Here is a 25,149-nt window from a genome sequence, read left to right as displayed (position 1 = left end):
AAAGATGTACAAAATCGGGCACATATTAATATGGAGTTACATCAGTTTCTTTGTACTACCACAGGCTATTGCACAGTCCGTTGTATCTCCCTTAATAAAAGGAACATTGAAAAACGGAATGACATATTATGTCCGTGCAAACTCTTATCCGGCTGGTGAGGCCGTATATCGACTTTTCCTAAAAACTGGATCGCTTGGTGAGCTGGAAGCACAGCGTGGCCTCGCCCACTTTTTGGAACATATGGCCTTCAACGGATCTAAGCATTTTCCAGCCGACTCGTTGATCCGTTTTCTGGAACAACAAGGGGCAAAATTCGGAAAAGATCTCAATGCACATACGTCCTATAATGAAACCGTATACAAATTGCAGTTGCCATCAAAGGATACTACACTGGTCAATCAGACCTTGACTATCCTCGCCGATTGGGCGGGAGGACTGTCATTGGACAGCGTGGAAATTGAAAAAGAACGTTCTGTCATCTATTCGGAATGGTTGTCCCGGAAGACAGCGGGCGAAGAAACACAAGATGCCTTTCTAAATGCCCTGCTAAATGGCTCCCGGTATGCTGACCGCAAAGTTATCGGCGATACCGCAGTAATATTACGAGCGCCTGCAGAACAGATCAGAAGCTACTACCGGGATTGGTACACACCATCATTGATGGCGGTGGCGGTGACGGGAGACGTGGATGCAGCATGGGTTACACAACGCATTAAAGAGAAATTCAGTTCCCTTCCGGCTAATCGGAAAAAACCGAAAAATTGGCCTATACCGAATTACAAAAGGAGCACGTTTAAGAAAATTATCAACGACGGTGAACGGAAGGCTGAACTTAACATTATCCGGTTATTGGATCTCCCTAAGCCAGTTTTGAGTCAAAAAGATTATGGCAGATATCTACAAACAGATCTGTTACGCATGCTGTTGCGAAGACGATTTAACGACCTGTCTTTTAAAAATCCGACTTACACGAAGGGAAGTGTACAGCTATCCAGTTTTCTAAACGCTAAGCGCCTGCTTATCGCCAATGTGGGGATAAATCCTGATAAACCAGACTCTTCCATAAGGGAGTTTGCTTCCCATATGGCGCAGTTGGAGCAATTTGGTTTCGACAGCAATGAAATCGCTACGGTGAAGAAAAGTTACGAATCCGCTCTGCAGCGTAAGGCCAACAGCACAAAGCCCACGCCCTCATCGTTATTGATGGATGAACTGTATGATGATTTTTATAAAGGTCAACCCATAATCTCAGCGCAGCAAGAATACAGCTGGTATCAAAAAACAATCGATCAGGTTGACTCGGTATCCTTGTTACGCGAATTTCAGCGCGACTATGATCCGGACAAAGCCTACTATCTACTGACAGGATATACCCAGATCGCCCCGCTATTGCCAAGCGAGACCGACGTGTTGAAGTGGTTTAAAACGGCACAAAAGACCGTGCAGCCCAGGTATCACAAAGCGCTCGATATGGTGAATGCACTAATTGAAGATATTCCCTCTCCGGCTACCATAGTCCAAGCCGAACAAAAGGCACAGATAGACGCTGAAGAATTACTGCTTTCCAATGGCGTGCGGGTCATCTTCCGTAAGCCTGTCGTCGAAAGAGACCGTATCACGGTTACCGGATTCCGTAAGGGAGGTCTATACGCTTTAGATTCTACCGATTACATCACTGGTCTATATGCAGGTCAGATCACCGCATTGAGTGGCGCAGGCGATATCAATCGGGAATCGCTGAGCCACTACCTCACAGGCAACTCGGCTTCGGTTCGCTTCCTTATTGATAAAACCCGCTCGGGTATTGCCGGTAGTGCCGAACAACGGGATATGGAGACCTTATTTCAGCTTATCTATCTAAAATGGACAGCGCCACGGGTGGATAGTACGATTTTTACGCAAGTCAAAGAAAAAGCTATAGACGCCTATCGTCATACGAATAAGACCCCCGCAGCGATTTTCGGCAGGGATCTGGGGTATTTGTTGAACGGTAAGGATTATACCACACAAGAAGTGACAGACACGGTAATCCGTGAAGAGTTATATCAGGATCGCATTCTCCCAGTTTTCGAACGAGCCTTTGGACCGGCTGCGGGGTTTACATTTATCGTCATTGCAGATCCACAAGATGAGCAGTTGCGGGAATTGGTATTGACTTATCTCGGCGGATTGCCGACAGGTGCAATCGATACGGCATATCGGTATAACCGTCCCCCTCCGGTTGCAGCTACAAAATTTGAAAGAAATCAGGGCGATACTCCTAAAGCGACTGTATGGCTAACCTATCAGACAAACAACGTCCCGTTAGCGTATCATGATTATGGATTACAAGTTGATATGGCCACGGCTGCCATCCGTACACAATTGCTGAAAGAGTTACGGGAAGATATGGGTATGATATACAGCATCGGTGTATCGGGTAGTGCGACACAGCATCCAAATGCTTTGGCGCGGACTAGTATTCGTTTTAGCTGTAAGCCCGAAGATGCCGAGTTATTGATCCGAACCATCCAAAATCGTTTAAAACAGATGGTGGAAAAACCGGAAAGTTTTGCTGCCACATTGGTAGACGTGAAGAGTAATCTCCGTAAAGAAATGGAATTGAACCGGCAAAAGGATTCGTTCTGGAGTAGCTATATCCGGAACTCCTTGTTCAATGGCGAAGACTCCTTTCAATTTCTGGGCGAATATGACGAAAGACTCAACATGATAACCGCTCCCCTATTGGCAGCATTTATCCGGCAACAGATAGAAGAAGTTCCTCTGGTTACAGCCATATTGTATCCGGCTAATCGGGCAAATGCAGAAGAAAACACGACAACATTACAGACAGAAATAAATAACATAAATGATTAAATAAGATGAATATGAAACAGTTAAACACATTCAAATCCTATCTTTTGATAGCAGTTGCTGCACTGACCTTAGGTAGTTGTAGCAAAAAAGGAGATGATATTCAGGATAAGGCCGACCCGAAAATGCTTTCATTCGGCTTTTATGCTGAAGACAATGAAGACGTTCTTTTTCGGGATTATGTGGTCAGTAGTGTGACGGGTAATGCTATTCAAGTCGAATTACCAAAAGAAACAGATAAAAGTAAATTGATCGCTCGCTTTACGACGACAGAAAACACTACGGTCACTGTGTCTGGTATTCCACAGCAATCGGGTGTTACCAAAAACAACTTTGGCGCACCGGTAGATTACATCATCACCGAAGGAACAACAAATGCGCGTTATACCGTAACGATTGTCAACGCAGCAGACTATGTGTGGACAAAGGTGGGTACTTATATGGATAAGCCCGCCTCTGAATTTGATATGAAGGTAAATCCCGTTACGGGAGTTCCTTATTTCTTTTACATGCTTAGTTCAACCGATACCGAGGAACGAAAGGCCTACGTCGCTAAATATCAAGATAACAGCTGGTCTTCCATAGGTGATGCTATCTCAGCTGGGCGTATTGGGACAAGATTAAGTATGGTATTGGATGATGAAGGTCAGCCATATATTGCTTATCAAGATTATACAGCTACAAAGGCTCAAACTCCTACTATACAACGGTACAACGGCTCCAACTGGTCTGTCGTGGGTAGTGTAGGAATATTTTCTTCAACTATATCTTATATGAGCTTGGGAATTAATCCAACTAACAATCAACCTATTATTTTCAACTCACTCAACGTAATTGCTAGTGGAGAATCTCTACAGAAAAGGGCATTATCCGTATCTTATTTCAACGGATCTACGTGGTCGATACATAATGAAGTTTCTAACCGACCAACCGCACAAGCTGTTGGACCTATGAAATCAAAAACGGTTGGTGATGTCCTTTATCTGATTGCATTCAACAGTACAGGAACCCAGACTTACTCCGTATACACTTACAAACAAGGTGTATGGACAACCATTGTCGATAAAGCGCTTGAGCCAGGGGCACTAAATTCACTCCTCTCCCAGGTTGGTCTGGATGTAGACCATGATGGCAATATTTATATCATTATTGCTGATGATGGACAAACAAATGGCACATATAACCTTCGTGTAAAAAAATACACCGCCTCCACACAAGCTTGGAGTCAAGTCGGGAATGTTATCAATGTAAAAGCAAGCACTTATTCTATTGCTGTATCTCCCGCTGGTATACCACATATACTGTACCGCAATGACCAAGGCTTCCCTGTGGTAGCTTCTTTCGATACCGAAGCACAAGACTGGGCGGAGCCAAAAGTGCTTGAGAGTGTAGCGGCAAAAAATACAAATATGCACATTGAGTTTGCCGCCGACGGAACCGGATATGCCTCTTATATCAACGATATAGAAGGTGCTACAGACAGTAATATTGTCTTACATAAATTTGACATTCCTACCAACTAGATCATTTTTTTAATATTTTACATCAACAGGGACTCCCATTGCGGAGTCTCTGTTGTTCCTTCTCAATTTTTTCTTATGAAAAAGCAACTCTTACTTTTCACCTATCTCATTTCTCTTTTACCTGTATGGCTCTCTGCACAGGTCACAGTATGGATGGAGGGAACGGTATTTCACGACAAAAACCAAAACAAGGTCTTCGACCGTGGAGAAAAGGGAGTAAAAAAAATTGCCGTTTCCAATGGAAAAGACATCGTGTATACCGATAGCAAGGGCTATTTCCGAATCTCAGCCACAGTCGGCCAATCGATTTTCCCCATTATCCCCACTGGATATACATTTGTCAGGAATAAAGGAGAACAGGTTAACAATAGCTTTTTTATTTATCTCGACAATGAGAACGGCAGCCGTACTTCCCAAAGGCACAATTTTGGATTAATACCAGAAAAGCAATCTTCTTCTTTTCGGATAGGGGCCATAGGGGACGTTCAGGTAGGAGACTCCGATGAAATAAATTACGCAGGAAAGACGATATTCAAAGAATTGGCCGACCGACAAGACATTGCCTTTCACCTTATACTTGGGGATTTGGTCAATGACGATATGAGACTATTGGCTCCTTTTAAAGCGATGCTCAATATGCTCCCCTCCCCTTCTTGGACGGTGCTCGGCAACCATGATCGCAACACAGAAGATACGCCCTATGTGGATGATCGCTTTAACGAAAAGTTCGGTGCTTCGACCTATGCTTTCAATTATGGCGGTGTGCATTTCATCGTATTGCAAAACGTTTTTAGCACGGGTAAACGTTCGTATGAGGGTCGCATCTCCGAAGAACAACTGCAGTTCTTAACTGACGATCTAAAGAATATTCCAACACACACACAGGTCGTCATCTGTCAGCATATTCCCATGCGCTACACCCGCAACCGTACTGAAGTCCTTACTTTATTAGAGCCTTTCTCCAATGTATTAATACTTTCAGGACACACCCATCAGGTAAGCCGTCATTTTTACAATCAAGGACGGGTGCAAGAGCTGGTGACAGGAGCGCCATCAGGCAATTGGTGGACGGGCGAAACCAATATGCAGGGAATCCCGGAAGCGCTGATGCAATGTGGCAGTCCACGGAATTATTTTACCGTCGATTTTGATAAAAACAACTACACTTTACGCTATAAAGGCATCGGTCTGGACAAGAATCAACAGATGGATGTGACGTTACGCGGAGATACCTTACTGGCAAATCTGTATGGCGGATCGGATAGTACGCAAGTCTACCTTCAGATAGGCGATAGCCAGTGGATGCCGATGGAGCACGTTAAGCGACCTGCCGAATCGGTGCTTCAGTTAATTGAAAACAATAAGCAAAAACGTTTTCCAGCATCTGGAAAACGAATAAACCCATTACGTAAACGGATGTCGCCACATATCTGGCAGGCCGCTACCTCTCTCCTTTCTCCGGGTACGCACCGAATACGTATAAAGGCCCATGACAATTTCGGTTATGCTGTGGAAACAACAGAAACTTTTTATGTGAAGGAGTAGTTGAACAATTTTGCTAAAACATCCAACATTTTATCATAACTTTGATATTTATAACGAAATATTTATATTAGGTGACATAATTAGTTATAGACGTTTATGAAGCCAAAATTTCACCAGGTACCAAAACCGCTCGATAATACCTTTAGTATCAGACATGATATACTTCCTCATTTCGGAACCATATGGCACTACCATCCCGAAATCGAATTGCATTACCTCATGAAAGGCGATGGTATCCGGTTTATTGGGGAAAACATCAGTAATTTTGAAAAAGATGAACTGATTTTGCTGGGATCGAATATACCGCACACCTGGAAGTGCAACGTCAAAGAAGAAGATAACGACTATGTAGAAGCCTTGGTCATGCACTTCCATCCCGAATGTCTGGGGCGTGATTTCCTTTCGCTCCCGGAGACTAAAAGTATTCAGCGGCTGGTAACTCTTGCCAACCAAGGTTTACTTATCAAAGGAGAGACTAAAAAGAAGGCCAGGAAGCTCATGATGAAAATGAAAGACGAACAAGGCGTCAACAAAATTGTTTTCTTACTTCGCATTTTCGATATACTTGCCCACTCGGACGAATATGAGATCATTTCCTCGAACTATAGCAATACGAAATTTAATAAGATCGACGAGAATAGAATGAATAAAATCTTTACGTATACATTCAGCAATTTCAAAAGTAAAATCCTGATTGAAGAACTTGCGGAATTAAGTAATCTGAGCATCACTTCATTCTGCCGCTATTTCAAAATGACAACCAGTAAATCCTATTTTGATTTTCTAACCGAATTAAGATTGAACTATGCCTGTCGGTTGCTCATCAACAGCGATCTCACCGTCAAGGCTATTGCTGAAGAGAGCGGTTTCGAAAACACCTCCAATTTTTACCGTCACTTTAAGAATTTCAAGAACTGCACCCCAAAAGATTTTAAAGAAAGCTATATGCCATAATAGGTTTAATGTACAAAACCCCAACTTTGACAGAAGTTTAACAATGTTTAAGATATTTTGTTAGATAAAGTGAGTTTTATGTTATAACTTAATGGAAAATTGTAAAAGCATGTATAAAAGCAGGTTTATCAATTATCTTACGCACGAAAAAAGGTGTTCCGCACATACAATTATGGCGTATGATAGAGAGATTAATGATTTCCTGACTTTCACGACACGCGAGCAGGTTGAGTTTCGTGAGGTGGATCACAAACTGGCGCGTTACTATTTTTCCCTTCTGAAAGAAGAAGGCAAAGCTGCGACCTCTATCAATCGGGCTATTTCGGCACTGCGATCTTATTACAAATTCCTGCAACGGGAAAATCTGGTAAAGAGTAACCCCATAAAATTCGTTCATGCCCTTAAAACGCCAAAGAAGCTTCCCGTGGTTGTTGAGAAAGAAAAGATGACACAACTGTTGGAGCAATGGGATAATACGGATAATAATTTTGAAAACTATCGGAATTTTATGGTGATGGAACTCCTTTTCGGAACTGGCATACGGCTTTCGGAACTATTGCATATCAAGGAACAGGATATTGACTTTTATAACAAAAAAATACGTATATTCGGTAAAAGGAGCAAAGAACGATTCGTTCCGATGCACTCAGCCTTAGTCGACGAACTTAAACACTATTTATCCTTAAAAAAACAAGAAAATCCTGAAAACATTTCCGACTACTTGGTCGTTACTAAAGAAGGAAAGCAAGCGTATCCTGTATTAATCTATCGAATCGTCCGTAAGTACTTGTCTATGATTACATCACAAAAAAAGAAAAGTCCTCATATTCTGAGACATAGTTTCGCGACGAGCCTGTTAGACAATGGAGCCGACTTGAATTCCATTAAAGAACTGTTAGGCCATGCTGGATTGGCCGCAACCCAAGTGTATACACACAATTCAGCAGAACGGTTAAAATCAATTTACAAACAAGCTCATCCAAAAGCTTAAAAAAGGAGGAAAAATGAACATTACTGTGCAATCCATTAAATTCGATGCTGATCAAAAATTAATTGACTTCATTAAGCGGAAAGCCGCCAAGCTCGAACAGTATCTGGACAATATTATAGAGGGCGTATGTTATTTAAGGTTGGAGAACGTGGAAGATGAAGCCAATAAAGTCGCAGAGCTGAAATTAAACATACCCGGCAGCCAGCTTTTCGCCAAGGCACAGGCGAAGAGTTTTGAAGAAGCAACAGATATCGCCGTGGAATCAATAAGACGGCAGATCAATAAACATAAAACAAAAACCCGAACTAACGTGAGCAATCATAAGGATTTGCTGGCGACAGAAGAAAGTGAATTTTAAGACATATTTTTTAAATTTTTAAAAAAGCGGCGAATGCCGCTTTTTTTATGAAAGTTTTATTTGGATTAATTCTTAACAACTGTTATTTTTGCTCAGCTTTAATAAAACAGGTTTCAGAAAGACGAAATAAATTAGAAAACATGGTTTGTCCATTAGCGAATGTTGAAGAGGTATTTAAATCCGAGTTTGGTGCGGTCTACCAGTGTAGTCGGAAAAATTGCTACTGGTTAGAATTTCAAAACACAACGACATCTTTTAAAGTCGGTGATTTTATCCGCTTCAAGAAGAGAATTGACACTATCGATGTCGAGAAGATGTTGTGCGATTCTTCCCGCTCTTCAGATTTCGAAATCGTTATGCCTTTCCGTACCGAACGTTGCTTCATACTTACTGTTGAAGACATCCTTAATCTCCGTGACATCCTCGCGGGAGCTAAATTCATATTGGAATTGAAAGGAACGGTGGACGCGATCATGCAACGGGGTGCACTGTTCACGTCTGCCCTTTAACCCTCTCCCTTATAATTATACTGATTCTAAATAAGTTAACATACAATCTATCTAATTTAGACTGAATTTGTATTGTACTTTTCCACGTCATATCTCTTGATTTGATCGTATATTTGTTTAAACAATAACGGAGAATTATTGTTAATTATACACAAAGAATACGAAAGGAAAGACGAATATGAAAGATCTATTAAAACTCAAGACTTCTCTATCGGAAGAGATGGAAAATATACTTAATGCGCAAATTAAAGTAGAGGCACACTCTTCCTCTTTATACCTGGCGATGTCTGCCTGGTGTGACGATCAAGGATTAGATAATGCTGCGCATTTTTTCGCAAAACAATCCGATGAAGAGCGCCAACATATGTTAAAGATTTTTAACTATATCAGCAACAGAGGCGGTCGGGCTATTTCTCCGGAAATAACAAACATACCCACCGATTTTGAATCGTTCCGGGGTGTCTTCGAACAAACATTACAACAGGAAATGTTTGTAACGGAGCAGTTCAACAACATAGCCGATAAATGTACGAAAATAAAAGACTATGTGACGTTCAACTTCTTACAATGGTTCTTGGAAGAACAAGTTGAAGAGGAATATGTAGCACGGCGAATTCTGGAACTTTTTGATGTCATCGGTGAAGAAGGAACAGGTAAATGGGAAATTGACAGACACTTGGTAAAGGTTACCTATGACGGGGAATAATCCCGGAATTATTTCTCTAATGTAAAAATGGGTTTGGACATCATCGTTCAAACCCATTTTTTTTATTCTGCTTCTTAGTTTTACGTCGTTTTGACTTTTCTTACCGTATACTTCTCTAACTTGTCCATATTTGATAATGTAACATGAAGGACATGATACAAACCGATTTATGCATTGTTGGCGCAGGGCCTGTAGGGCTTTTCGCCGTATTTGAGGCGGGTCTCTTGAAAATGAGATGTCATTTAATCGACGTTTTACCACAGGTGGGCGGACAGCTGTCCGAGATTTACCCACATAAGCCGATCTATGATATTCCGGGTTACCCCATCGTGAAAGCACAAGAACTCATTGACAATCAAATGGAGCAGATCAAGCCATTTGCCCCGACTTTTACGTTGGGTGAGCGTGTAGAGCGGCTAGACAGACAAGCAGACGGATCTTTTATTGTCGACACCTCGGACGGGACAGCGGTACATTGCCAAGTCGTTGTTATCGCGGGCGGATTAGGCTGCTTTGAACCGCGTAAGCCCGAACTGCCAAATATTACGAAATATGAAAGAAAAGGTGTGGATTATATGGTCAAAAATCCCGAAACCTATCGGAATAAAAAGCTGGTTATTGCCGGCGGTGGCGATTCGGCATTGGATTGGGCCATATATTTAAGCGACATTGCGCAGAGAGTGACGTTGGTTCACCGTAACGATAGTTTTAGAGGAGCACCTGATTCGGCGGATAAGATCTTCGCCTTGGCACAAAGTGGTAAAATAGATCTTTTACTTTCCCATAACTTGCTGGATATCGAAGGGAATGGCGTGCTGGCTCAAGTCAAATTATCCAACAAAAATAAAGAAGAAGTGACAATAGCAGCGGATCACCTCATTCCGCTCTATGGCCTGACACCAAAATTAGGCCCTATAGCCGATTGGGGGTTAAACCTAGATAAAAATGCGATTGAAGTCCATACTTTCGATTATTCGACCAATGTAGAGCGTATATATGCAATCGGCGATATTAATACGTATCCGGGTAAGCTCAAACTTATCTTATGTGGATATCATGAAGCTACTTTGATGGCACAGAGTGCTTTTAAATATGTATATCCCGAACAAAAACTGAGCTTTAAATACACTACGGTAAACGGCGTACATGCTTTTTAATGTGAGAACCATGGAAGATAATATCATTGAAATCAATATTGAGGATAGAGATGGGATGATTCGGACACTTGCTGTTCCGACAGACGTCAATCTAAGCTTGATGGAGGTACTTCGTGCAGCAGATTATGAAATATTAGCGACCTGTGGTGGAATGGCCTTATGCGCGACCTGTCATGTTGAGATTAAAACGGGTAGTGAAAATCTGGCTCCTGCAGAAGATCAGGAATTGGATATGCTGGATACTTTGCCCGATGCAGATGCAAACAGCAGATTATCCTGTCAGTTGCGACTAACAAACGAGAATGAGGGACTGTCTTTAAAAATAAAGGGTGCATTGCAATAAAGTGTGTATTATTTACACTATTAAGATCAATTTTTGGCCGGGAAATTGTGAATATTAAGGCATTTTTATCTAAGTTTGCAGGATATTTAAACATTTAAACAAGCGAGATATGTTGTTGAATCGTTCAGAGCGTTCTTTTCCTCGTATCATCATTATCGGTGGCGGTTTTGGAGGGGTTGAAGTAGCACGGAAATTAAAGGATAAAGATGTAGAGGTATTGCTTATCGATCGGAACAACTTCCACACCTTTCAACCTTTAATGTATCAGGTTGCTACCGGTACGCTCGCAGAAGACTCGATCTCCTTCCCTATCCGTAAAATGTTTAAATCCCAAATGAATTTTAAGTTCCGCTTAGCGGAAGTGCAGCGTATCGATCGCGAAAATAAAGAAGTCATCACTTCGATCGGAACATTTGATTATGATTATCTGGTCATCGCCACGGGAGCAACGACCAATTTCTTCGGAAATGAAGAAGTGGAAAAATATGCCCTACCGATGAAAAGTGTCAAAGAGGCGCTGAATATCCGTAGCTATGTCTTACAAAATCTTGAAGAAGCTGTATTACGCAAGAATATAGCGGACAGGGAACGTTATCTGAATTTTGTTATTGTAGGCGGCGGACCCACGGGTGTGGAGCTTTCTGGAGCTATTGCGGAAATTCAACTCCACATGCTTAAAAAGGATTACCCCGAACTGACCGAGCATGAAATGAATGTATACCTCATAGAAGGTACAGACAAAATACTCGGCGCGCTTTCAGAAAAGTCATCACGTGATGCACAGCGCTATCTGAAAGAACTGGGGGTGAAAACACTATTAAATACGCAGGTTACGGGATACGACGGCAACACCATTTCGTTCAATAATGGGCAAAGTATTCCTACAAAAACCGTCATATGGGGAGCAGGTGTCAAAGGGCAGTTTCCAGACGGCATCGAATCGGAGCGCGTAGAACGTGGAAACCGGATACGTACCAACGGGCAGTGTCAGGTCGAAGGTATGGAAGGTGTATACGCGATCGGTGATGTCTCCGCTTATATTACCGAAGGCACTCCCCGTGGATTGCCGGGTGTTGCGCCTGTTGCTCAGCAACAAGGTCGATATGTTGCACAGCATATTATGAACAGCATAAATGACAAACCCACCGAGGAGGATTTTACATATTTCGACAAAGGATCTATGGCTACTATCGGCCGTAACCGTGCGGTAGTCGATATGGGCAAATTCCATATGAAAGGATTCATTGCCTGGTTGACATGGATGTTTGTCCACCTGGTATCCATCTTCGGGTTCCGAAATAAAGTCGTGACTTTTGTCAACTGGACGATTAAGTTCCTGACAAAAAACTCGGGAATACGTCTTATTATCAACAAATATAACCGACCACAACCTGTCAAATAAACCCGCCCGGTATGGACAATAAAACGGTAGCACGCACCTTTAGACTTTGCAGTCAATTGATGGAGTTGCATAACGCAAATCCATTCCGCACCAAAGCCATGGCCGGTGCATCGTTCAAAATCGACAAACTACCTTTTTCAGTGGCGGACGCGAGTTTGGAACAACTCAGTAGCCAACCGGGTATCGGAAAAAGCACGGCAGAAAAAATTAAACAAGTTGTCAGTACCGGATCTTTTGCAGAATTGGATGAACTGCTGCTCAAGACGCCGGCAGGAATATTGGAAATGCTCCATATTAAAGGGCTGGGACCAAAAAAAATTCAGATTATCTGGCATCATCTTCAGATCGAAACGGTAGGCGAGCTCTATTATGCCTGTAATGAAAACCGTTTGATCGAGGCAAAAGGCTTTGGTCTGAAAACACAGGAAGAGATCAAGAAGGCCATTGAATTTACCATGGCTAACCAAGGGTGGTTTCTGTATGCTAAACTCTGGCCTGCTGCCGAGGTTGTCTTTAACCATCTTATGCATAGCCTCCCCGGATGTCTTATCTCCTATACCGGTGCTTTCAGGCGCAAATGCGAGATCCTGACACATGTGGAGATGATATGTGCCGTCTCAATATCCGAGCTTTCGGAAGCTGTCCAACGTCTAAACAAGGAGTTGAATGTAGAGATTACGGAGAGTACCATAGCTTTCCGCGATGAAAACAACACCCCTTTCATCATTTACAGTACGACTACAGATCGTTTTGCTTCAGACTTACTGTTGACCACAGGCAGCGAAGATCATCTTCGACTGTTACAAGATATTCAAAGCCCTATCCCGTTAGGGGACACAGAGCAAGCTATTTTTCAAGCCTTGGGGCTGCCCTACATCGAGCCGGAACTCCGTGAAGGTCTGAATGAAGTCGATCTGGCAAAAAGCAATCGATTACCTTCTCTTATCACTTTTAGTGACCTGAAAGGTACACTGCATAACCATTCCACCTATTCGGACGGCGTACATAGCTTGGCGGAAATGGCCCGGTATTGTCAGGAAGATCTGCAGTTGGAATATTTAGGAATATGCGATCATTCCCGGACCGCTGTTTATGCCAATGGCTTAACCGTTGATCGTCTGGAACAACAATGGGCTGAAATTGATCTGCTGAACCAACAGATGGCTCCTTTTAAGATATTCAAAGGCATAGAGAGTGACATTCTCTCCGACGGATCACTGGATTACCCGGAGGAAATATTAAAGCAATTCGACTTTGTCGTCGCTTCGGTACACAGCAATCTCAAAATGGACGAAGAGCGCGCCACAGCACGTCTATTGAAAGCTATCGAAAATCCCTATACAACCATTTTAGGGCATCCGACAGGGCGACTTCTCCTGTCCAGAAGCGGCTATCCCTTGGATTTTAAACGGATAATCGATGCCTGTGCCGCCAATAATGTCGTGATTGAGATCAATGCCAATCCTTTGCGTCTGGACTTAGACTGGCGTTGGCACAGATATGCTTTAGAAAAAGGAGTAATATTGTCCATCAATCCGGATGCTCACCGTACAGAAGGCTTCCTGGATATGCACTATGGCGTTTTTGTGGGAAGAAAAGGAGGGTTGACAAAAGAGAAATGTCTGAACGCCCTTTCATTGAAGGAAATAACCGACTACTTTAATGCCAGATAACAGGGATAATTCACCTATACTTCGTCTATTTTCTGCTCAACGTCCGGATTAAATTCACCTTCCCATTTGGCAATGACCACTGATGCTAAACAATTTCCGATGACATTCACGGAGGTCCGGGCCATATCCATCAACTCATCGATGCCAAGTATAATAAAGATGGGCCATGTAGGCAATCCAAAAGAAGCTGCTGTACCTAGCAAAATCACTAAAGACGCCCGAGGTACACCGGCGACCCCCTTACTGGTCAACATTAAAGTAAACACAATGACCAATTGATGTCCAAAAGAGAAATGGATACCTGCCGCCTGGGCCACAAAGACAGATGCAAGCGACAGGTACAACGTCGTACCATCTAAATTGAAACTGTATCCCGTTGGCATCACAAACGCCACAATCTTCCTCGGCACGCCTATGCTGACCATAGCCTCCATAGCGCGTGGAAGCGCTGCTTCTGAACTCGTTGTGGCAAAGGCAATGGATACAGGTTCAGACACCGCTTTGATGAATTTTTTAATCGGCAATTTTATAATCCAAGCGATCGGCAACAAGACCAGTAATAAAAATGCGATCAACGCGATATATAGTGTAATCAATAACTCAAAGAGATTAAATAGCACCCCTAGCCCCATATGACCTACTGTATAAGCCATTGCTGCCCCCACACCTACGGGGGCAAAATACATGATCATATTGGTAAACTTAAACATCGTGACCGAAAGACTTTCGGTAAAATCGATCAGCAGCTTTCGCGTCGCTACGGGCACCATAATAAGAGCGATACCAAAAAGCACACTGAAGATCACGATTTGTAACACATCACCTTCAGCCATGGACTTGACGATGCTTTCTGGAAATACATGCAAAATAATATCGCTCGCCGTTTTTGATTCCACGACAGGGATTTCTTGATTTAAAACCTCAGAAGGCTTCACGCCGACTCCTGCCTTACTGATATTAATAGCAGCCAGCCCGATAAATAAAGCAAAGGAGGTCACGATCTCAAAATATAAGAGCGATTTCCATCCCATCCGGCCCACCTGCCGTATATCCGAGTGACCGGCAATACCATATACCAGAGTGGCAAACAAAAGCGGACCAATGATGACTTTGATTAATTTCAGAAATATCTGGCTCAAGAGACGTAAATCTTGCCCAAACATCGGGAAATCATGACCAATGGAGACCCCAACGAACAGTGATGCCAAAATCCAAAACGTCAGTGTCTTTTTTATAAAACCATAATGAATGACCATACCCAACAGCAGCCAGCGTATCAGATAAAAAAACACACCAATACCCGGAGCAATGAAAATACCCCATTCAAAATAGCTATTGAGCAGCTTAAAGGCTTGAAATGTAAGAAAAAGAAATGCTCCTATCGTAAAAACAGATACAGAACCTCGTTTTGGAAGAAAATAAAGCAGCAGACCACCAGCTCCCAATGTATACAATGAAACAAAACCTACCTTCCAATCGTCTGCCGTTCCCGGCGGGGCTGCATTAACATAAGAAAATATATGAAAAATGACAGCAACCGCCACCAAAGAAAGCGCGCAATAAAACATCCATCTACTTCTGTCCATTGTAATTAAATTAAAAGTCGCATTTTACAATACTATCTTCTCGTTAACCAATAGGTCTGATCTTTTCCAAAAAAAGCTTTAAATAGCGGTAGGTTTACGTTTCTACCTTTATTCGAGTTGGTAAAAATGGTAATTGCTTTTTTTGTATCGGGATATACCAAAAATACACATTGAAATCCCGCTCCGTTGGAGCCTGTATGCCAATATGAGATACCTGCCTCATTTTTCTGGCTCCGAATACCAAAACAACACTTCACATAGTCGTCTTTTTCTTTCTCCTCACCTTTTGCTGCCGTAGTGACTTGAGGTGTCAGAAACTTTTCATGCATCGCTTTTGATAGCCCCTTTCCGTTCAAGACACCTTCTATCACAAATTTAAGGTATTCATCCGCCGTCGTATATAACGTATAAGCAGCGTTACCTTTTTTGAACTTATGCACTTTATTAGCCGACACCATACTTTTGTGGCCAATAGCGATATTCGTTTCCAACTCATCTGCGAACGTAAACCGTGATTTTTCCATACCAAAAGGTTTGAAGATATACTCGGTACAGATTTCGTCCAACGTTTTGCCTGTGAGCCGCTCCGCTACCAGCTGTAGGTAATAATAAGCTTCTCCCGAATACCTATAATCTGTCCCCGGCTTGAAGCGGGTCTTCAGCATACTCTCCTGCCAAGCCTTACTGCCTGCAGAGGCCTCCCAATTCACCAATCCACTTTGATGCGTCAATACATGTCTGGCGGTTATTATTTTCCGGTAACGGTCCTTTTTTAAGCGATCATATTCATAATATTCCCAAAGTGGCTTATCCAAATCCAGAATACCTTTATCTGCCAATATCAAAAACGCATAGGTAGCCACGATCTTGCTCAAGGATGCTGCCTGGAAGACAGTTTGGCTATCGATAGGTTCTTTTGTTCCAATATCCTTGTAGCCGTAATTGTAATATTCAATTTTCCCACCATTCAGATAAGCAATCTGGATGGCGGGTGTTTGTGATTGAGCAATGTCATGAAGCTTTTCATAGGTGATTATGGAATCTTTTTTAGAAAGAACTCCTACCCCAGCTGCTGCAACATGCCCGATACAGACAAACAGCAATACAAAAAGCAAACTCTTACTTCTGTATAAAATGGTCATATAACGTATTTATCGCTTGTTTTTGCAAGGCTACATAACCATCTATCTGCATGGTATGATCCATCCCGGTGATGATTACAACAAAGCCAAACTTTTTATGCGGTTCAAAAAACATAGCACTACGCAAGCCCGATGCCGACCCTGTATGGCCTATCATCGTTTCCCCCGCGATCAAATCCCTCGCAATACGTATCGCTAAGCCATAATCACGAGTGTCGCTTACCTTCGCAAAAGGCTTCTGCATCAAGCACGATGCAAGTTCAGGTACGATCCGATGTCCCTGATATATACCATAGTTCATATGCATCTGCATATATGTTGCCAGATCCAGAGCTGATATCTTCATACCTCCTGTTGGCGAAAAACGTGCGCCGGAATAACCGATCACATAATCTTTGGTATCCAACCTGAGATAAGCTCTAGTCGATTTTGTGAAATCTTGGGTTTTCGAGTTGAATACATACAAGGAAGCGAATTTCGAATGATCTAATGAATCTATGTTGAACCCAGCATTTTGAATACCCAAGGGGGTCAAAATCTGCTCCCGGATCACCACATCGAATCTTTTTCCGTGTAGCTTCTCCAAAATAGCACCCGCCAGATTGTATCCCATGTTACAATACACATGCTTCGCACCTGGAGGATAGTCGCTGTAACTCTTTGCATAAGTTGGATTTTTGGCTGGATTGATGATATCCAAGCTGCTATATCTTTGCGAATCGTTCATACTGGACGTATGTGAAAGCAACATTTCTAAGGTAATGACCTTATCGGGAAAATTAGGATTTACGACCGGAAAACCAATAAGGTCACTGACGTTATCCTGCAGGCTAATCTCGCCTTTTTCTACCAGTTTAAGCAAGCAAGAAGTTGTAAAAGATTTGGAAATCGACGCAATACGAAAAATATTATCATCTTTCAGCGGTGTCTTTTTTTCGAGATCGCTATATCCCAACGATTTGTTGTACACTAATTTATTGTCTTTGACCACGACTACTGCCATACCGATTCCGTTATTCTCCGCCATGATCATTTTCAATTCATCTTCTAATTCCTCTTGATTTGATTGTGCCGACACAGGCATATGATATAACCAAGGTAAAGCGCATAGTAGCGTGATGCACATTTTAAATTTATTCATAGTGTTTATCTTTAAATTGTCTATAAAATAATGCGATGCATGAACCGCTTAAGTCTATTGTTTTATAAAATGCGAATACAATAAACGGATCGTTTCGTTCAACAGCGACGGATAGCCATCTAACTCGAAAGCTGGATTGGTACCATTAGTCACGACTATAAAGCCAAATTTCTTCTGCGGTTCGAAATACATAGCACTACGCAGCCCAGGCACAGCCCCCGTATGCCCCACCATTTTCTCTTCGGTGATAATACCCTTTGTACTTAACAAACCTAGACCGTAATCTGCAATACCGCTCATTTTCGAAAAAGGCTGCTGCATGAGATGCGCCAATGAGTCGGATAATACCCGATGTCCATCGTATACACCATAGTTCATGTGCATCTGCATATACTTTGCCAGATCCAGAGCCGAAACCTTCAACCCTCCCGTCGGAGAAAAGCGGGCCGCATCGTAGCCAATCCTATAATCCTTCAGATTGGTACTACGGTATGACGCCTGAGATTTGATAAAGCTTTGGGATCCTTTTTTGTAAATATAAATGGAAGCAAACTTCGATTTATCCAAAGAGTCCACATTAAAACCAGCCTTCATACCCAATGGTTTCAATATCTGCTCGTGGATGACAACATCAAATCTCTTACCGTGCAATTTCTCTAAAATAGCACCTGCAAGATTGTACCCCATATTCGTATATCTATACTTGGTACCCGGAGCATAGTCACCATAACTCTTGGCATACTTTGGATTTTTTGCCGGATTGATGATGTCCAATGTATTATATTTCTGTGAATCATTGATACTCGTCCTGTGTGAAAGCAACATCTCTAATGTGATGACCTTATCGGGATATTTTGGGTTGACCACAGGAAAACCAATGAGATCACTGACATTATCCTGAAGGCTGATTCTCCCTTGCTCCACGAGCTGCAATAAAGCGGTCGCAGTAAAAGACTTTGAAATGGAAGCAATACGAAATAGATTATCGGTTTTAAGGGGTACTTCATTTTCAAGATCACTATAGCCGAGCGATTGTTGATAAATCAGTTGGTTATCCTTAACGACCACGATAGACATTCCGACCGCTTCATAACTATTTAATATAAATTTCAAGTCCTGTTCCAACTTATCCTTATCGGTCTGTGCAACGGTAGGTATACTGTACAATATGCAGAAACAAAGGGCGATGAAATACACTTTTTTAAGTTGATTCATTTTATTCTTCAAAGTGATGAACTATTTTATACTATTCGCCTGATGCTGACTAAAATTACGTATCAGCGTAAACGTTTCTGGAATTACCTGTCTAAACCTATCCAACGTTTCCTTCGGTATATTCTGATTGTCAAAAGGCACCGATTTTACATACTCCTGTATTTCTCCTGCATTCCGTCCATATTTATAATCGTAGGTAAAACGACCCATACTATCCAACTGTACATTTTTATTCGAGGTATTCGGTACAGAGATAAAAAACTCACTATTGGCCAGCATATCGCCATTATTATTGAACAATTGACGTTCTTTCAGGACGTCAAACAACTCACGTGCTACATAGATCGAAGGATCAATTATATGCACCTCATCGCTAATCAGATCCCGGTATGGATACGCTTTATTCTTATCCTGAAAATCGCGAAGCTCATGCAGGACCAGATTAATCTCCTTAATCATATACGGATAGTGCGTACAACCTAAAATAAGGGCTTTCAAGGGTTGCGGGTTGTCCATGCTCCGCAGATTGTTCATCATAGATACCAAATGATACCGCACATAGTTCTCAGGGGAATTAATCTGTAGGATGTTGCAATCATCCGCATTCTTCGTATCACACAACATCTGATTGCCCTCAAAATTAAAGTTGTATGCCGATAAAAATTCTTTCTCAATCTTATATTTGTCGTTATCCAATGCAGGTCCTCGGTACGAATCACGAGGCTCGTCTATTTTTCTATTGATATAATCCGCTTCGCCATCGACTGCCTCAGCTAGACCGTGTCCCCCTTGATTGACGATCTGAAGATTGCCTGTATACCCCTGTTCTTTCATGGCCTCCCGAATGGTACGCTCGTAACCCTCTGACGCTATCGTCCCTACCGTAGCAAAAACGCCGATTGACCCGTTGTCTTTTTTATCAAACTGGCTCAACGTACCCCGCACAGCAGCATTGATTACGCCGATAATCGGCACATCCACTCCAGCCTTCTTTACAAATTCCACAGCCTCCTTATATCCATAGGCGGTCGCTGTATTACAGGCCACTACGATAGCTTTCACCGGTTTTTTAGTGGTCCATGTCTCTGCATCGGCCGAAGTGTAATATTTATCACCAAATAAAAACTGAAAATCCTTGATAATATGCTCTTGTAGCAAATCTGTTTTATTCGTCGCATCGTAATTGCCATAAGGCATATTCGCTTGATCGGCCAGATAGATAAAATCCTCTTGCCGGAAATCGACAACACCATCGGCTCCCGCATGTTTGTCGGCATTATTGTATTCATCAAACCGTACAATAGCATCCAATACAGTCAGCCCTCCTGTACCTGAATCAAATACACCTATCGGCAATTCTTTGAGCGACGTCGGGTATTGCCCAAAGTCTATGAAATAAAAACTGGAGCTATCCCTTAAGATAGCTTCTTCTATTGGCAACAGTGCAGTTTCTTTCTTCTCTTCTTTCTGTTGGAAACAAGAGACCATACTGCCTGACAACAACGCCAAAAAAGCAAAATTTAACTTTCTCATTGTCCTTTTTTTATCGTTTTTCCTGGTAATTCTTTTGTAAAACTCTTCTCTTCAATTACGGGTTTACCGTTGACAAATACGTAACGCATACCTTCAGAAAGTCTGTCGATGTTAACAAAGTCTGAGTTGGCCTTGACCTCTTCCGGCTTGAACAGGATCACATCGGCATAATACCCTTCTTTGATCTCTCCACGATTGGGAAGCTTAAACTTCTTAGCCGTCATCCCTGTAGCCCGATGGATGGCCCACTCTAAAGGAAACACCTCTTTAGCCATACAGAAATTTTCTACAATCTGGGTAAAAGTGGCATATGTACGTGGGTGAAAACCTCCTCCATCCGATCCGGTCATGACCCATGGTTGCTTAGAAAAATTGATGATATCCTGCTCATCCATCGTAAAACTCATCCCACTGACTCCTGGATGTTCCTTCAACAACTTGACGGCTACATCTTCTATCGGCATCTGCCATTCTTGGCATAAATCGTACAACGACTTACCATTCAGATGTTGCACCGACTTATCCAACGACGACACCACCACGCGCTTATTCTGTTCGTCTGTTCTATCTTTTAAAAAAGCCTTTATCTTCTTCAAGTCCTCAGGATCATTTAGACGCTCCACCATCTTAGTATTCCCCCCGGCCAAGGCCCATTTGGGCATTAAACCATTTTTCAGACCCGTCAACGAAGCTACGAACGGGTATTGATTCGCGGTGATATCCAGCCCCTCTGTCCTCACCTTATTGATCAGGGCTATCACTTCTGTAGACCGTCCCCAATTACTGGGCCCGCTGACTTTGATATGTGATATATGTACCGGCAATCCGGCTTCCTTACCAATTGTAATAACCTCATTGACGCTATTGATAATATTCCCCGTCTCCGATCGCATATGTGTATCGTATATCCCTCCATATTTCGCAGCGACCTTGGATAGCTCGACGATCTCGGGCGTCTTAGACCATATTTGCGGTACATAAAGTAAACCCGTAGACAGTCCCAAGGCCCCCTCCTGCATTCCCTGCTCCACTAAGAGCTTCATCTCTACAAGATCCACCTTACCCGGTTGCACGACATCACGTCCCAAGACATGGGTTCTCACTGAACCAAAGCCCACAAAAGCAGCTACATTAGCGCCCATGCCTTTTTCTTCAAACGTCGCGAACTCGTCAGCAATCCGGTAGGTTCCGAAACCATCACTGCCCACAAACACCGTCGTGACTCCTTGTGCGATCCAGGGATAAAGATAGTTCGTATCCTTAGCCTTCAGCCAGCGATCGGCATGGGTATGCGGATCGATAAACCCGGGAGACAGCACGTATCCTGCACCATCGATGATATGCGTAGCCTTCACCAACGTATCCGTACCGACATACGCAATCTTATCCTGCTGTATCCCTATATTCAGCTTAGCACCGGGAGCACCGGTACCATCATACACAGTCGCATTCTTAATGAAATAATCGAAAACTTTTTGTTGAGCGGCTAATGTACCCGAATAAAGCAAAGCCAACCCTAAAATAACACTCTTCATTCCAATTCGTAATTTGTAATCTGTAATTCCTAATTCCCTATCACATCCCGGCTACACTATCATCTCCACGCCAGTCGCCCACCGCTTCAATAACACCATTGCGGATCAACAATACCTCCGTCCGTCCGATATTCCGTCGCTCTTCGAAGATGTATCCTAATGTTTCCACATCTTTCCTTGTCTGTGGATCGAAATTCTTTTCTATATAAATAACATCTGGCTTCCACTGATGGTGAAATTTAGGTTTATTGACCGCATCAAAAGCTGACATATCGAATTCCAAAAGGTTCAACAAGGTTTGAAATACGGATGTAATGATTGTCGAGCCGCCCGGCGTACCGACTACTGCATACGGCTTTCCGTCTTTTTTCACAATCGTAGGCGACATCGCACTCAACATACGTTTTCCCGGTGCTATCGAATTTGCTTCCGTGCCTAACAAGCCAAACTTATTGGGTACTCCCGGTTTAGCACTGAAGTCGTCCATCTCGTTATTCAAGATAAAGCCAGCCCCGCCTACAACTACCCGGCTACCATACGCACCATTGATTGTCGTTGTCAGTGATACCATATTCCCATCCTTGTCGATGATCGAAAAATGCGTAGTCTCTTCTTTCTCTTTGACTAAACCCGCTTTTATATCTTCGCTCTTCGAAGGTTGCAACGGTACAAAGTCAAGCATCCTTGACCGTATATAGTTAGTATCTATCAATTCGGCTACAGGTACATCCACAAAATCGGGATCACCCATATATTCTGTCCGGTCTGCATAGGCTCTACGCTCAACCTCTACCATGAGATTAATAGCCTCTTTACTTTGAAAACCATATTGTGCAATGGGATAAGGTTTAATCATTTCCATCATCTGCTGAAGAACCAGTCCCCCACTCGATGGTAAGCCCATCGTGATAATCTCGTAACCTTTATAATCGAATACAATTGGAGCACGCTCCTGTGCGACATATCCTTTCAGATCCTGTTCAGAAATAATACCGCCGCCTCTTTTCATTTCTTCGACGATAAGACGCGCTGTTTCTCCCTCATAAAACCCTTTGGCGCCGTTTTGTTGTATGCGCTTTAAGGTATTCGCCAAATCTGTCTGTATTAAGGTATCGTTCGCTTTCCACGGCTGATCTTTGACAAACGCAGGTATCTGCGTATTGTATCTTACAAAGTCATCTTTAGTTCTATTCAGCCCATTGGCCTCACCTTCGGTAATTGCAAACCCTTTTTCTGCCAAATCAATAGCCGGTTGAATCAGTTTCTTGAAATCCATCGTACCAAATTTGTTATAGGCCAGCTCCATGCCGGCTACCGATCCCGGTACACCCGCCGCCAAATGCCCATTCTGGCTCTGGGTCAGATCTGCATTTCCCAATGAATCCAGATACATATCCCGATGGGCCAAACCCGGCGCCTTTTCTCTGTAATCTATTGTATAAGACTGTCCCTCTTTCGTATGGACAACCATAAAGCCACCACCACCGATATTTCCAGCATTCGGATAGACAACAGCCAGCGCATATTGCACCGCGATAGCCGCATCCATTGCTGTCCCCCCCTGTTCCAATATCAGTCTTCCCACCTCACTGGCCAACGGATGCGCCGATGAGACCGCTGCCTGCTGGAAGGTATCGTGCTTGACAATCTGATAATTGTAGGCATCGATAGTCACGGGTTGCTGCGGACCGCAGCCCCATATCAAAAAACCGCTGATGATAAAAAATAAGGTAATTCGCTTCATCTTGTTCTGTAAGTTCATGTATCTGTTTTAATATAATGATAAAGTTATTTAGTATGCATACGGATAGTCACTGTTCGGAAAATTACACCCATACCAATGATTCAGGTATTGGATAATAGCCCGCTTAAATTTATGTGAGGACCGCGCTATGATCGTCGGATTATTGCGCACCGTAATCCCCGGAGTTTCGATCTGCACAGCAGATATATTGTCTGCAAAACCAATCGTCTTTCCTTCTTTTGCTGTCCCATACCGTCTCGTCAAAAATCCCCCATTGAAATAAGGTCTACTCTTCGGGTTGCCCGCGGTATTGACACCGAACTTCCAAGAATCAAGCTCCGGAGCAGGCAACACATTCCCCGGTACCGATACTACCCCCTCTGCTTGTAACAATGCACCCAAGCTGTATGGGCCACGGAGCAATGCCGAAAACGGCACAGCAGCATGAGCCTGTGCTAACCCCGCGATAGTAGACTGATCTGCATAGGTATCCAACGTAGCGTCTGGTTCTCGCAATGCGGCTGCAGCCAATCCGTAGCCCAGATCCGATTGGTCCACATACCTCGATGATATCTTTTTACCCGTCACGATGGATGTATATTCTTCCTCCTGCTCATAGGCATACCTGTGGGCATGCCCGTGTACATCAATAAAAAGCCCACCCTGTGTATTGGCCAGGTGGGCAGCCATTGTCGTACGCGCCAACAGCATCAACTCGTGATAGCTGTCGTATGTTTTCCGAGCTTCGGAATCTGTACCATAGCGTGCATCCACATCCTCGATATACGTATTGGGCTCCACCCTTTTCCGACTGATTTCATTCAGAACGATCCAAGGCTGTAAGCCCGTATCCTTCTTAAACAGCTTGGCTATCGCCAATGCCAATGGCTTGGTATTGATATCCCTCCCCGTAGTACCCGTAACAGGAATTTCGGGCGTACCTTTCCCTACACCATCATGTGGAATACCAAGCAATAAAGGCACCTTCGCATCTCCGACCACCAACTTGACATAGTTTTTGTATCCATATATCGTATCCCCGGCTTGATACCATTTGCCTTTGTATTCGACTACACCATTTTGGTTGGCTAAAGCGGTGCTTTCGATTATGGGCGAGTATGGCGGCGAGCAGGCGAAACCAGAGGAGTGCGCCGCAAACAACACCTGAATTAAACATAGTACACTAAAAGCTTTTATTATCATCTAATATCTATTGTCTTAAATCTAATATCGCAAAT

Annotated in this window: 20 protein-coding genes; 12 read left to right on the top strand and 8 right to left on the bottom strand. The window is 43.0% G+C overall.

Going from position 1 to position 25,149, the window contains the following annotated elements; all coding sequences use genetic code 11:
- Nucleotides 1–4: 4 nt before the first annotated feature.
- The 12 genes from G5B30_RS05285 (at nt 5) to G5B30_RS05230 (ending at nt 14,015) form a co-directional block, all read left to right on the top strand.
- On the top strand, nt 5–2,857 hold the full coding sequence (locus G5B30_RS05285; RefSeq protein ID WP_165318928.1) for a M16 family metallopeptidase: 2,853 nt from the start codon (nt 5–7) through the stop codon (nt 2,855–2,857).
- A gap of 11 nt (nt 2,858–2,868) precedes the next feature.
- Nucleotides 2,869–4,377 carry a hypothetical protein gene (locus G5B30_RS05280; protein ID WP_165318927.1) on the top strand — a complete coding sequence of 503 codons (1,509 nt, stop codon included), beginning with the start codon at nt 2,869–2,871 and terminating at the stop codon, nt 4,375–4,377.
- Nucleotides 4,378–4,452: 75 nt separating this feature from the next.
- Nucleotides 4,453–5,922 (top strand): calcineurin-like phosphoesterase C-terminal domain-containing protein, encoded by a 1,470-nt coding sequence (locus G5B30_RS05275; protein ID WP_165318926.1) that lies wholly within the window; start codon nt 4,453–4,455, stop codon nt 5,920–5,922.
- A 96-nt stretch (nt 5,923–6,018) separates the two neighbouring features.
- Nucleotides 6,019–6,876 carry an AraC family transcriptional regulator gene (locus G5B30_RS05270; RefSeq protein ID WP_165318925.1) on the top strand — a complete coding sequence of 286 codons (858 nt, stop codon included), beginning with the start codon at nt 6,019–6,021 and terminating at the stop codon, nt 6,874–6,876.
- Between the two features lie 91 nt (nt 6,877–6,967).
- Nucleotides 6,968–7,867: a tyrosine-type recombinase/integrase gene (locus tag G5B30_RS05265; protein WP_317164324.1), complete on the top strand. Its 900-nt coding sequence runs from the start codon at nt 6,968–6,970 to the stop codon at nt 7,865–7,867.
- A 13-nt stretch (nt 7,868–7,880) separates the two neighbouring features.
- Nucleotides 7,881–8,225 carry a ribosome hibernation-promoting factor, HPF/YfiA family gene (gene hpf, locus G5B30_RS05260; RefSeq protein WP_165318923.1) on the top strand — a complete coding sequence of 115 codons (345 nt, stop codon included), beginning with the start codon at nt 7,881–7,883 and terminating at the stop codon, nt 8,223–8,225.
- Between the two features lie 140 nt (nt 8,226–8,365).
- The gene (locus tag G5B30_RS05255; RefSeq protein WP_165318922.1) at nt 8,366–8,734 is read left to right on the top strand and encodes a DUF6686 family protein; all 369 of its coding nucleotides are present in this window, start codon (nt 8,366–8,368) and stop codon (nt 8,732–8,734) included.
- Nucleotides 8,735–8,912: 178 nt separating this feature from the next.
- A complete protein-coding gene (locus tag G5B30_RS05250; RefSeq protein WP_165318921.1) occupies nt 8,913–9,440 on the top strand; it encodes a ferritin in 528 nt (175 codons plus the stop codon).
- Nucleotides 9,441–9,592: 152 nt separating this feature from the next.
- Nucleotides 9,593–10,597, top strand: coding sequence for an NAD(P)/FAD-dependent oxidoreductase (locus G5B30_RS05245; protein WP_165319156.1), 1,005 nt, complete (start codon nt 9,593–9,595; stop codon nt 10,595–10,597).
- Between the two features lie 10 nt (nt 10,598–10,607).
- Complete coding sequence (locus G5B30_RS05240) at nt 10,608–10,940, top strand: 2Fe-2S iron-sulfur cluster-binding protein (protein ID WP_165318920.1); 333 nt, start codon at nt 10,608–10,610, stop codon at nt 10,938–10,940.
- A gap of 109 nt (nt 10,941–11,049) precedes the next feature.
- Nucleotides 11,050–12,342, top strand: coding sequence for an NAD(P)/FAD-dependent oxidoreductase (locus G5B30_RS05235; RefSeq protein WP_165318919.1), 1,293 nt, complete (start codon nt 11,050–11,052; stop codon nt 12,340–12,342).
- An 11-nt stretch (nt 12,343–12,353) separates the two neighbouring features.
- Nucleotides 12,354–14,015 carry a DNA polymerase/3'-5' exonuclease PolX gene (locus G5B30_RS05230; RefSeq protein ID WP_165318918.1) on the top strand — a complete coding sequence of 554 codons (1,662 nt, stop codon included), beginning with the start codon at nt 12,354–12,356 and terminating at the stop codon, nt 14,013–14,015.
- Between the two features lie 14 nt (nt 14,016–14,029).
- Here G5B30_RS05230 and G5B30_RS05225 read toward each other — a convergent pair whose 3' ends face one another.
- Genes G5B30_RS05225 through G5B30_RS05190 form a run of 8 tightly spaced genes read right to left on the bottom strand, consistent with a single transcriptional unit; the run spans nt 14,030 to nt 25,114 of the window.
- The gene (locus G5B30_RS05225; protein WP_240903106.1) at nt 14,030–15,601 is read right to left on the bottom strand and encodes a dicarboxylate/amino acid:cation symporter; all 1,572 of its coding nucleotides are present in this window, start codon (nt 15,599–15,601) and stop codon (nt 14,030–14,032) included.
- A gap of 32 nt (nt 15,602–15,633) precedes the next feature.
- Complete coding sequence (locus G5B30_RS05220) at nt 15,634–16,743, bottom strand: serine hydrolase domain-containing protein (protein ID WP_165318917.1); 1,110 nt, start codon at nt 16,741–16,743, stop codon at nt 15,634–15,636.
- Complete coding sequence (locus G5B30_RS05215; protein WP_240903105.1) at nt 16,721–17,884, bottom strand: serine hydrolase domain-containing protein; 1,164 nt, start codon at nt 17,882–17,884, stop codon at nt 16,721–16,723. Before G5B30_RS05215 ends, G5B30_RS05220 begins: the two co-directional genes overlap by 23 nt.
- A gap of 54 nt (nt 17,885–17,938) precedes the next feature.
- Nucleotides 17,939–19,099: a serine hydrolase domain-containing protein gene (locus tag G5B30_RS05210; RefSeq protein WP_165318916.1), complete on the bottom strand. Its 1,161-nt coding sequence runs from the start codon at nt 19,097–19,099 to the stop codon at nt 17,939–17,941.
- Nucleotides 19,100–19,120: 21 nt separating this feature from the next.
- Nucleotides 19,121–20,632: a glutamate racemase gene (locus tag G5B30_RS05205; RefSeq protein ID WP_165318915.1), complete on the bottom strand. Its 1,512-nt coding sequence runs from the start codon at nt 20,630–20,632 to the stop codon at nt 19,121–19,123.
- Entirely contained in the window at nt 20,629–22,167 is a 1,539-nt protein-coding gene (locus tag G5B30_RS05200) for an N-acyl-D-amino-acid deacylase family protein (protein WP_165318914.1), read from the bottom strand. Before G5B30_RS05200 ends, G5B30_RS05205 begins: the two co-directional genes overlap by 4 nt.
- A gap of 40 nt (nt 22,168–22,207) precedes the next feature.
- Nucleotides 22,208–23,929 carry a gamma-glutamyltransferase gene (gene ggt, locus G5B30_RS05195; RefSeq protein WP_240903104.1) on the bottom strand — a complete coding sequence of 574 codons (1,722 nt, stop codon included), beginning with the start codon at nt 23,927–23,929 and terminating at the stop codon, nt 22,208–22,210.
- A gap of 30 nt (nt 23,930–23,959) precedes the next feature.
- Nucleotides 23,960–25,114 carry a hypothetical protein gene (locus tag G5B30_RS05190; protein ID WP_165318913.1) on the bottom strand — a complete coding sequence of 385 codons (1,155 nt, stop codon included), beginning with the start codon at nt 25,112–25,114 and terminating at the stop codon, nt 23,960–23,962.
- Nucleotides 25,115–25,149: the final 35 nt, after the last annotated feature.

Source organism: Sphingobacterium sp. SGG-5, from assembly GCF_011043525.1.
GTDB lineage: Bacteria > Bacteroidota > Bacteroidia > Sphingobacteriales > Sphingobacteriaceae > Sphingobacterium.
The sequence above is the reverse complement of the archived record's forward strand: the minus strand, read 5'-3'. Positions and strand labels throughout refer to the sequence as shown.

Bases quoted from the DNA above. Each gene is read 5' to 3' on its own strand.
- G5B30_RS05235 (WP_165318919.1), top strand. From the start codon at position 11,050: ATGTTGTTGAATCGTTCAGAGCGTTCTTTTCCTCGTATCATCATTATC.
- G5B30_RS05225 (WP_240903106.1), bottom strand. From the start codon at position 15,601: ATGGACAGAAGTAGATGGATGTTTTATTGCGCGCTTTCTTTGGTGGCG.
- G5B30_RS05255 (WP_165318922.1), top strand. From the start codon at position 8,366: ATGGTTTGTCCATTAGCGAATGTTGAAGAGGTATTTAAATCCGAGTTT.
- G5B30_RS05245 (WP_165319156.1), top strand. From the start codon at position 9,593: ATGATACAAACCGATTTATGCATTGTTGGCGCAGGGCCTGTAGGGCTT.
- ggt (WP_240903104.1), bottom strand. From the start codon at position 23,929: ATGAACTTACAGAACAAGATGAAGCGAATTACCTTATTTTTTATCATC.
- G5B30_RS05280 (WP_165318927.1), top strand. From the start codon at position 2,869: ATGAAACAGTTAAACACATTCAAATCCTATCTTTTGATAGCAGTTGCT.
- hpf (WP_165318923.1), top strand. From the start codon at position 7,881: ATGAACATTACTGTGCAATCCATTAAATTCGATGCTGATCAAAAATTA.
- G5B30_RS05210 (WP_165318916.1), bottom strand. From the start codon at position 19,099: ATGAATCAACTTAAAAAAGTGTATTTCATCGCCCTTTGTTTCTGCATA.
- G5B30_RS05215 (WP_240903105.1), bottom strand. From the start codon at position 17,884: ATGAATAAATTTAAAATGTGCATCACGCTACTATGCGCTTTACCTTGG.
- G5B30_RS05190 (WP_165318913.1), bottom strand. From the start codon at position 25,114: ATGATAATAAAAGCTTTTAGTGTACTATGTTTAATTCAGGTGTTGTTT.
- G5B30_RS05265 (WP_317164324.1), top strand. From the start codon at position 6,968: ATGGAAAATTGTAAAAGCATGTATAAAAGCAGGTTTATCAATTATCTT.
- G5B30_RS05285 (WP_165318928.1), top strand. From the start codon at position 5: ATGTACAAAATCGGGCACATATTAATATGGAGTTACATCAGTTTCTTT.
- G5B30_RS05230 (WP_165318918.1), top strand. From the start codon at position 12,354: ATGGACAATAAAACGGTAGCACGCACCTTTAGACTTTGCAGTCAATTG.
- G5B30_RS05250 (WP_165318921.1), top strand. From the start codon at position 8,913: ATGAAAGATCTATTAAAACTCAAGACTTCTCTATCGGAAGAGATGGAA.
- G5B30_RS05240 (WP_165318920.1), top strand. From the start codon at position 10,608: ATGGAAGATAATATCATTGAAATCAATATTGAGGATAGAGATGGGATG.
- G5B30_RS05270 (WP_165318925.1), top strand. From the start codon at position 6,019: ATGAAGCCAAAATTTCACCAGGTACCAAAACCGCTCGATAATACCTTT.
- G5B30_RS05205 (WP_165318915.1), bottom strand. From the start codon at position 20,632: ATGAGAAAGTTAAATTTTGCTTTTTTGGCGTTGTTGTCAGGCAGTATG.
- G5B30_RS05220 (WP_165318917.1), bottom strand. From the start codon at position 16,743: ATGACCATTTTATACAGAAGTAAGAGTTTGCTTTTTGTATTGCTGTTT.
- G5B30_RS05275 (WP_165318926.1), top strand. From the start codon at position 4,453: ATGAAAAAGCAACTCTTACTTTTCACCTATCTCATTTCTCTTTTACCT.
- G5B30_RS05200 (WP_165318914.1), bottom strand. From the start codon at position 22,167: ATGAAGAGTGTTATTTTAGGGTTGGCTTTGCTTTATTCGGGTACATTA.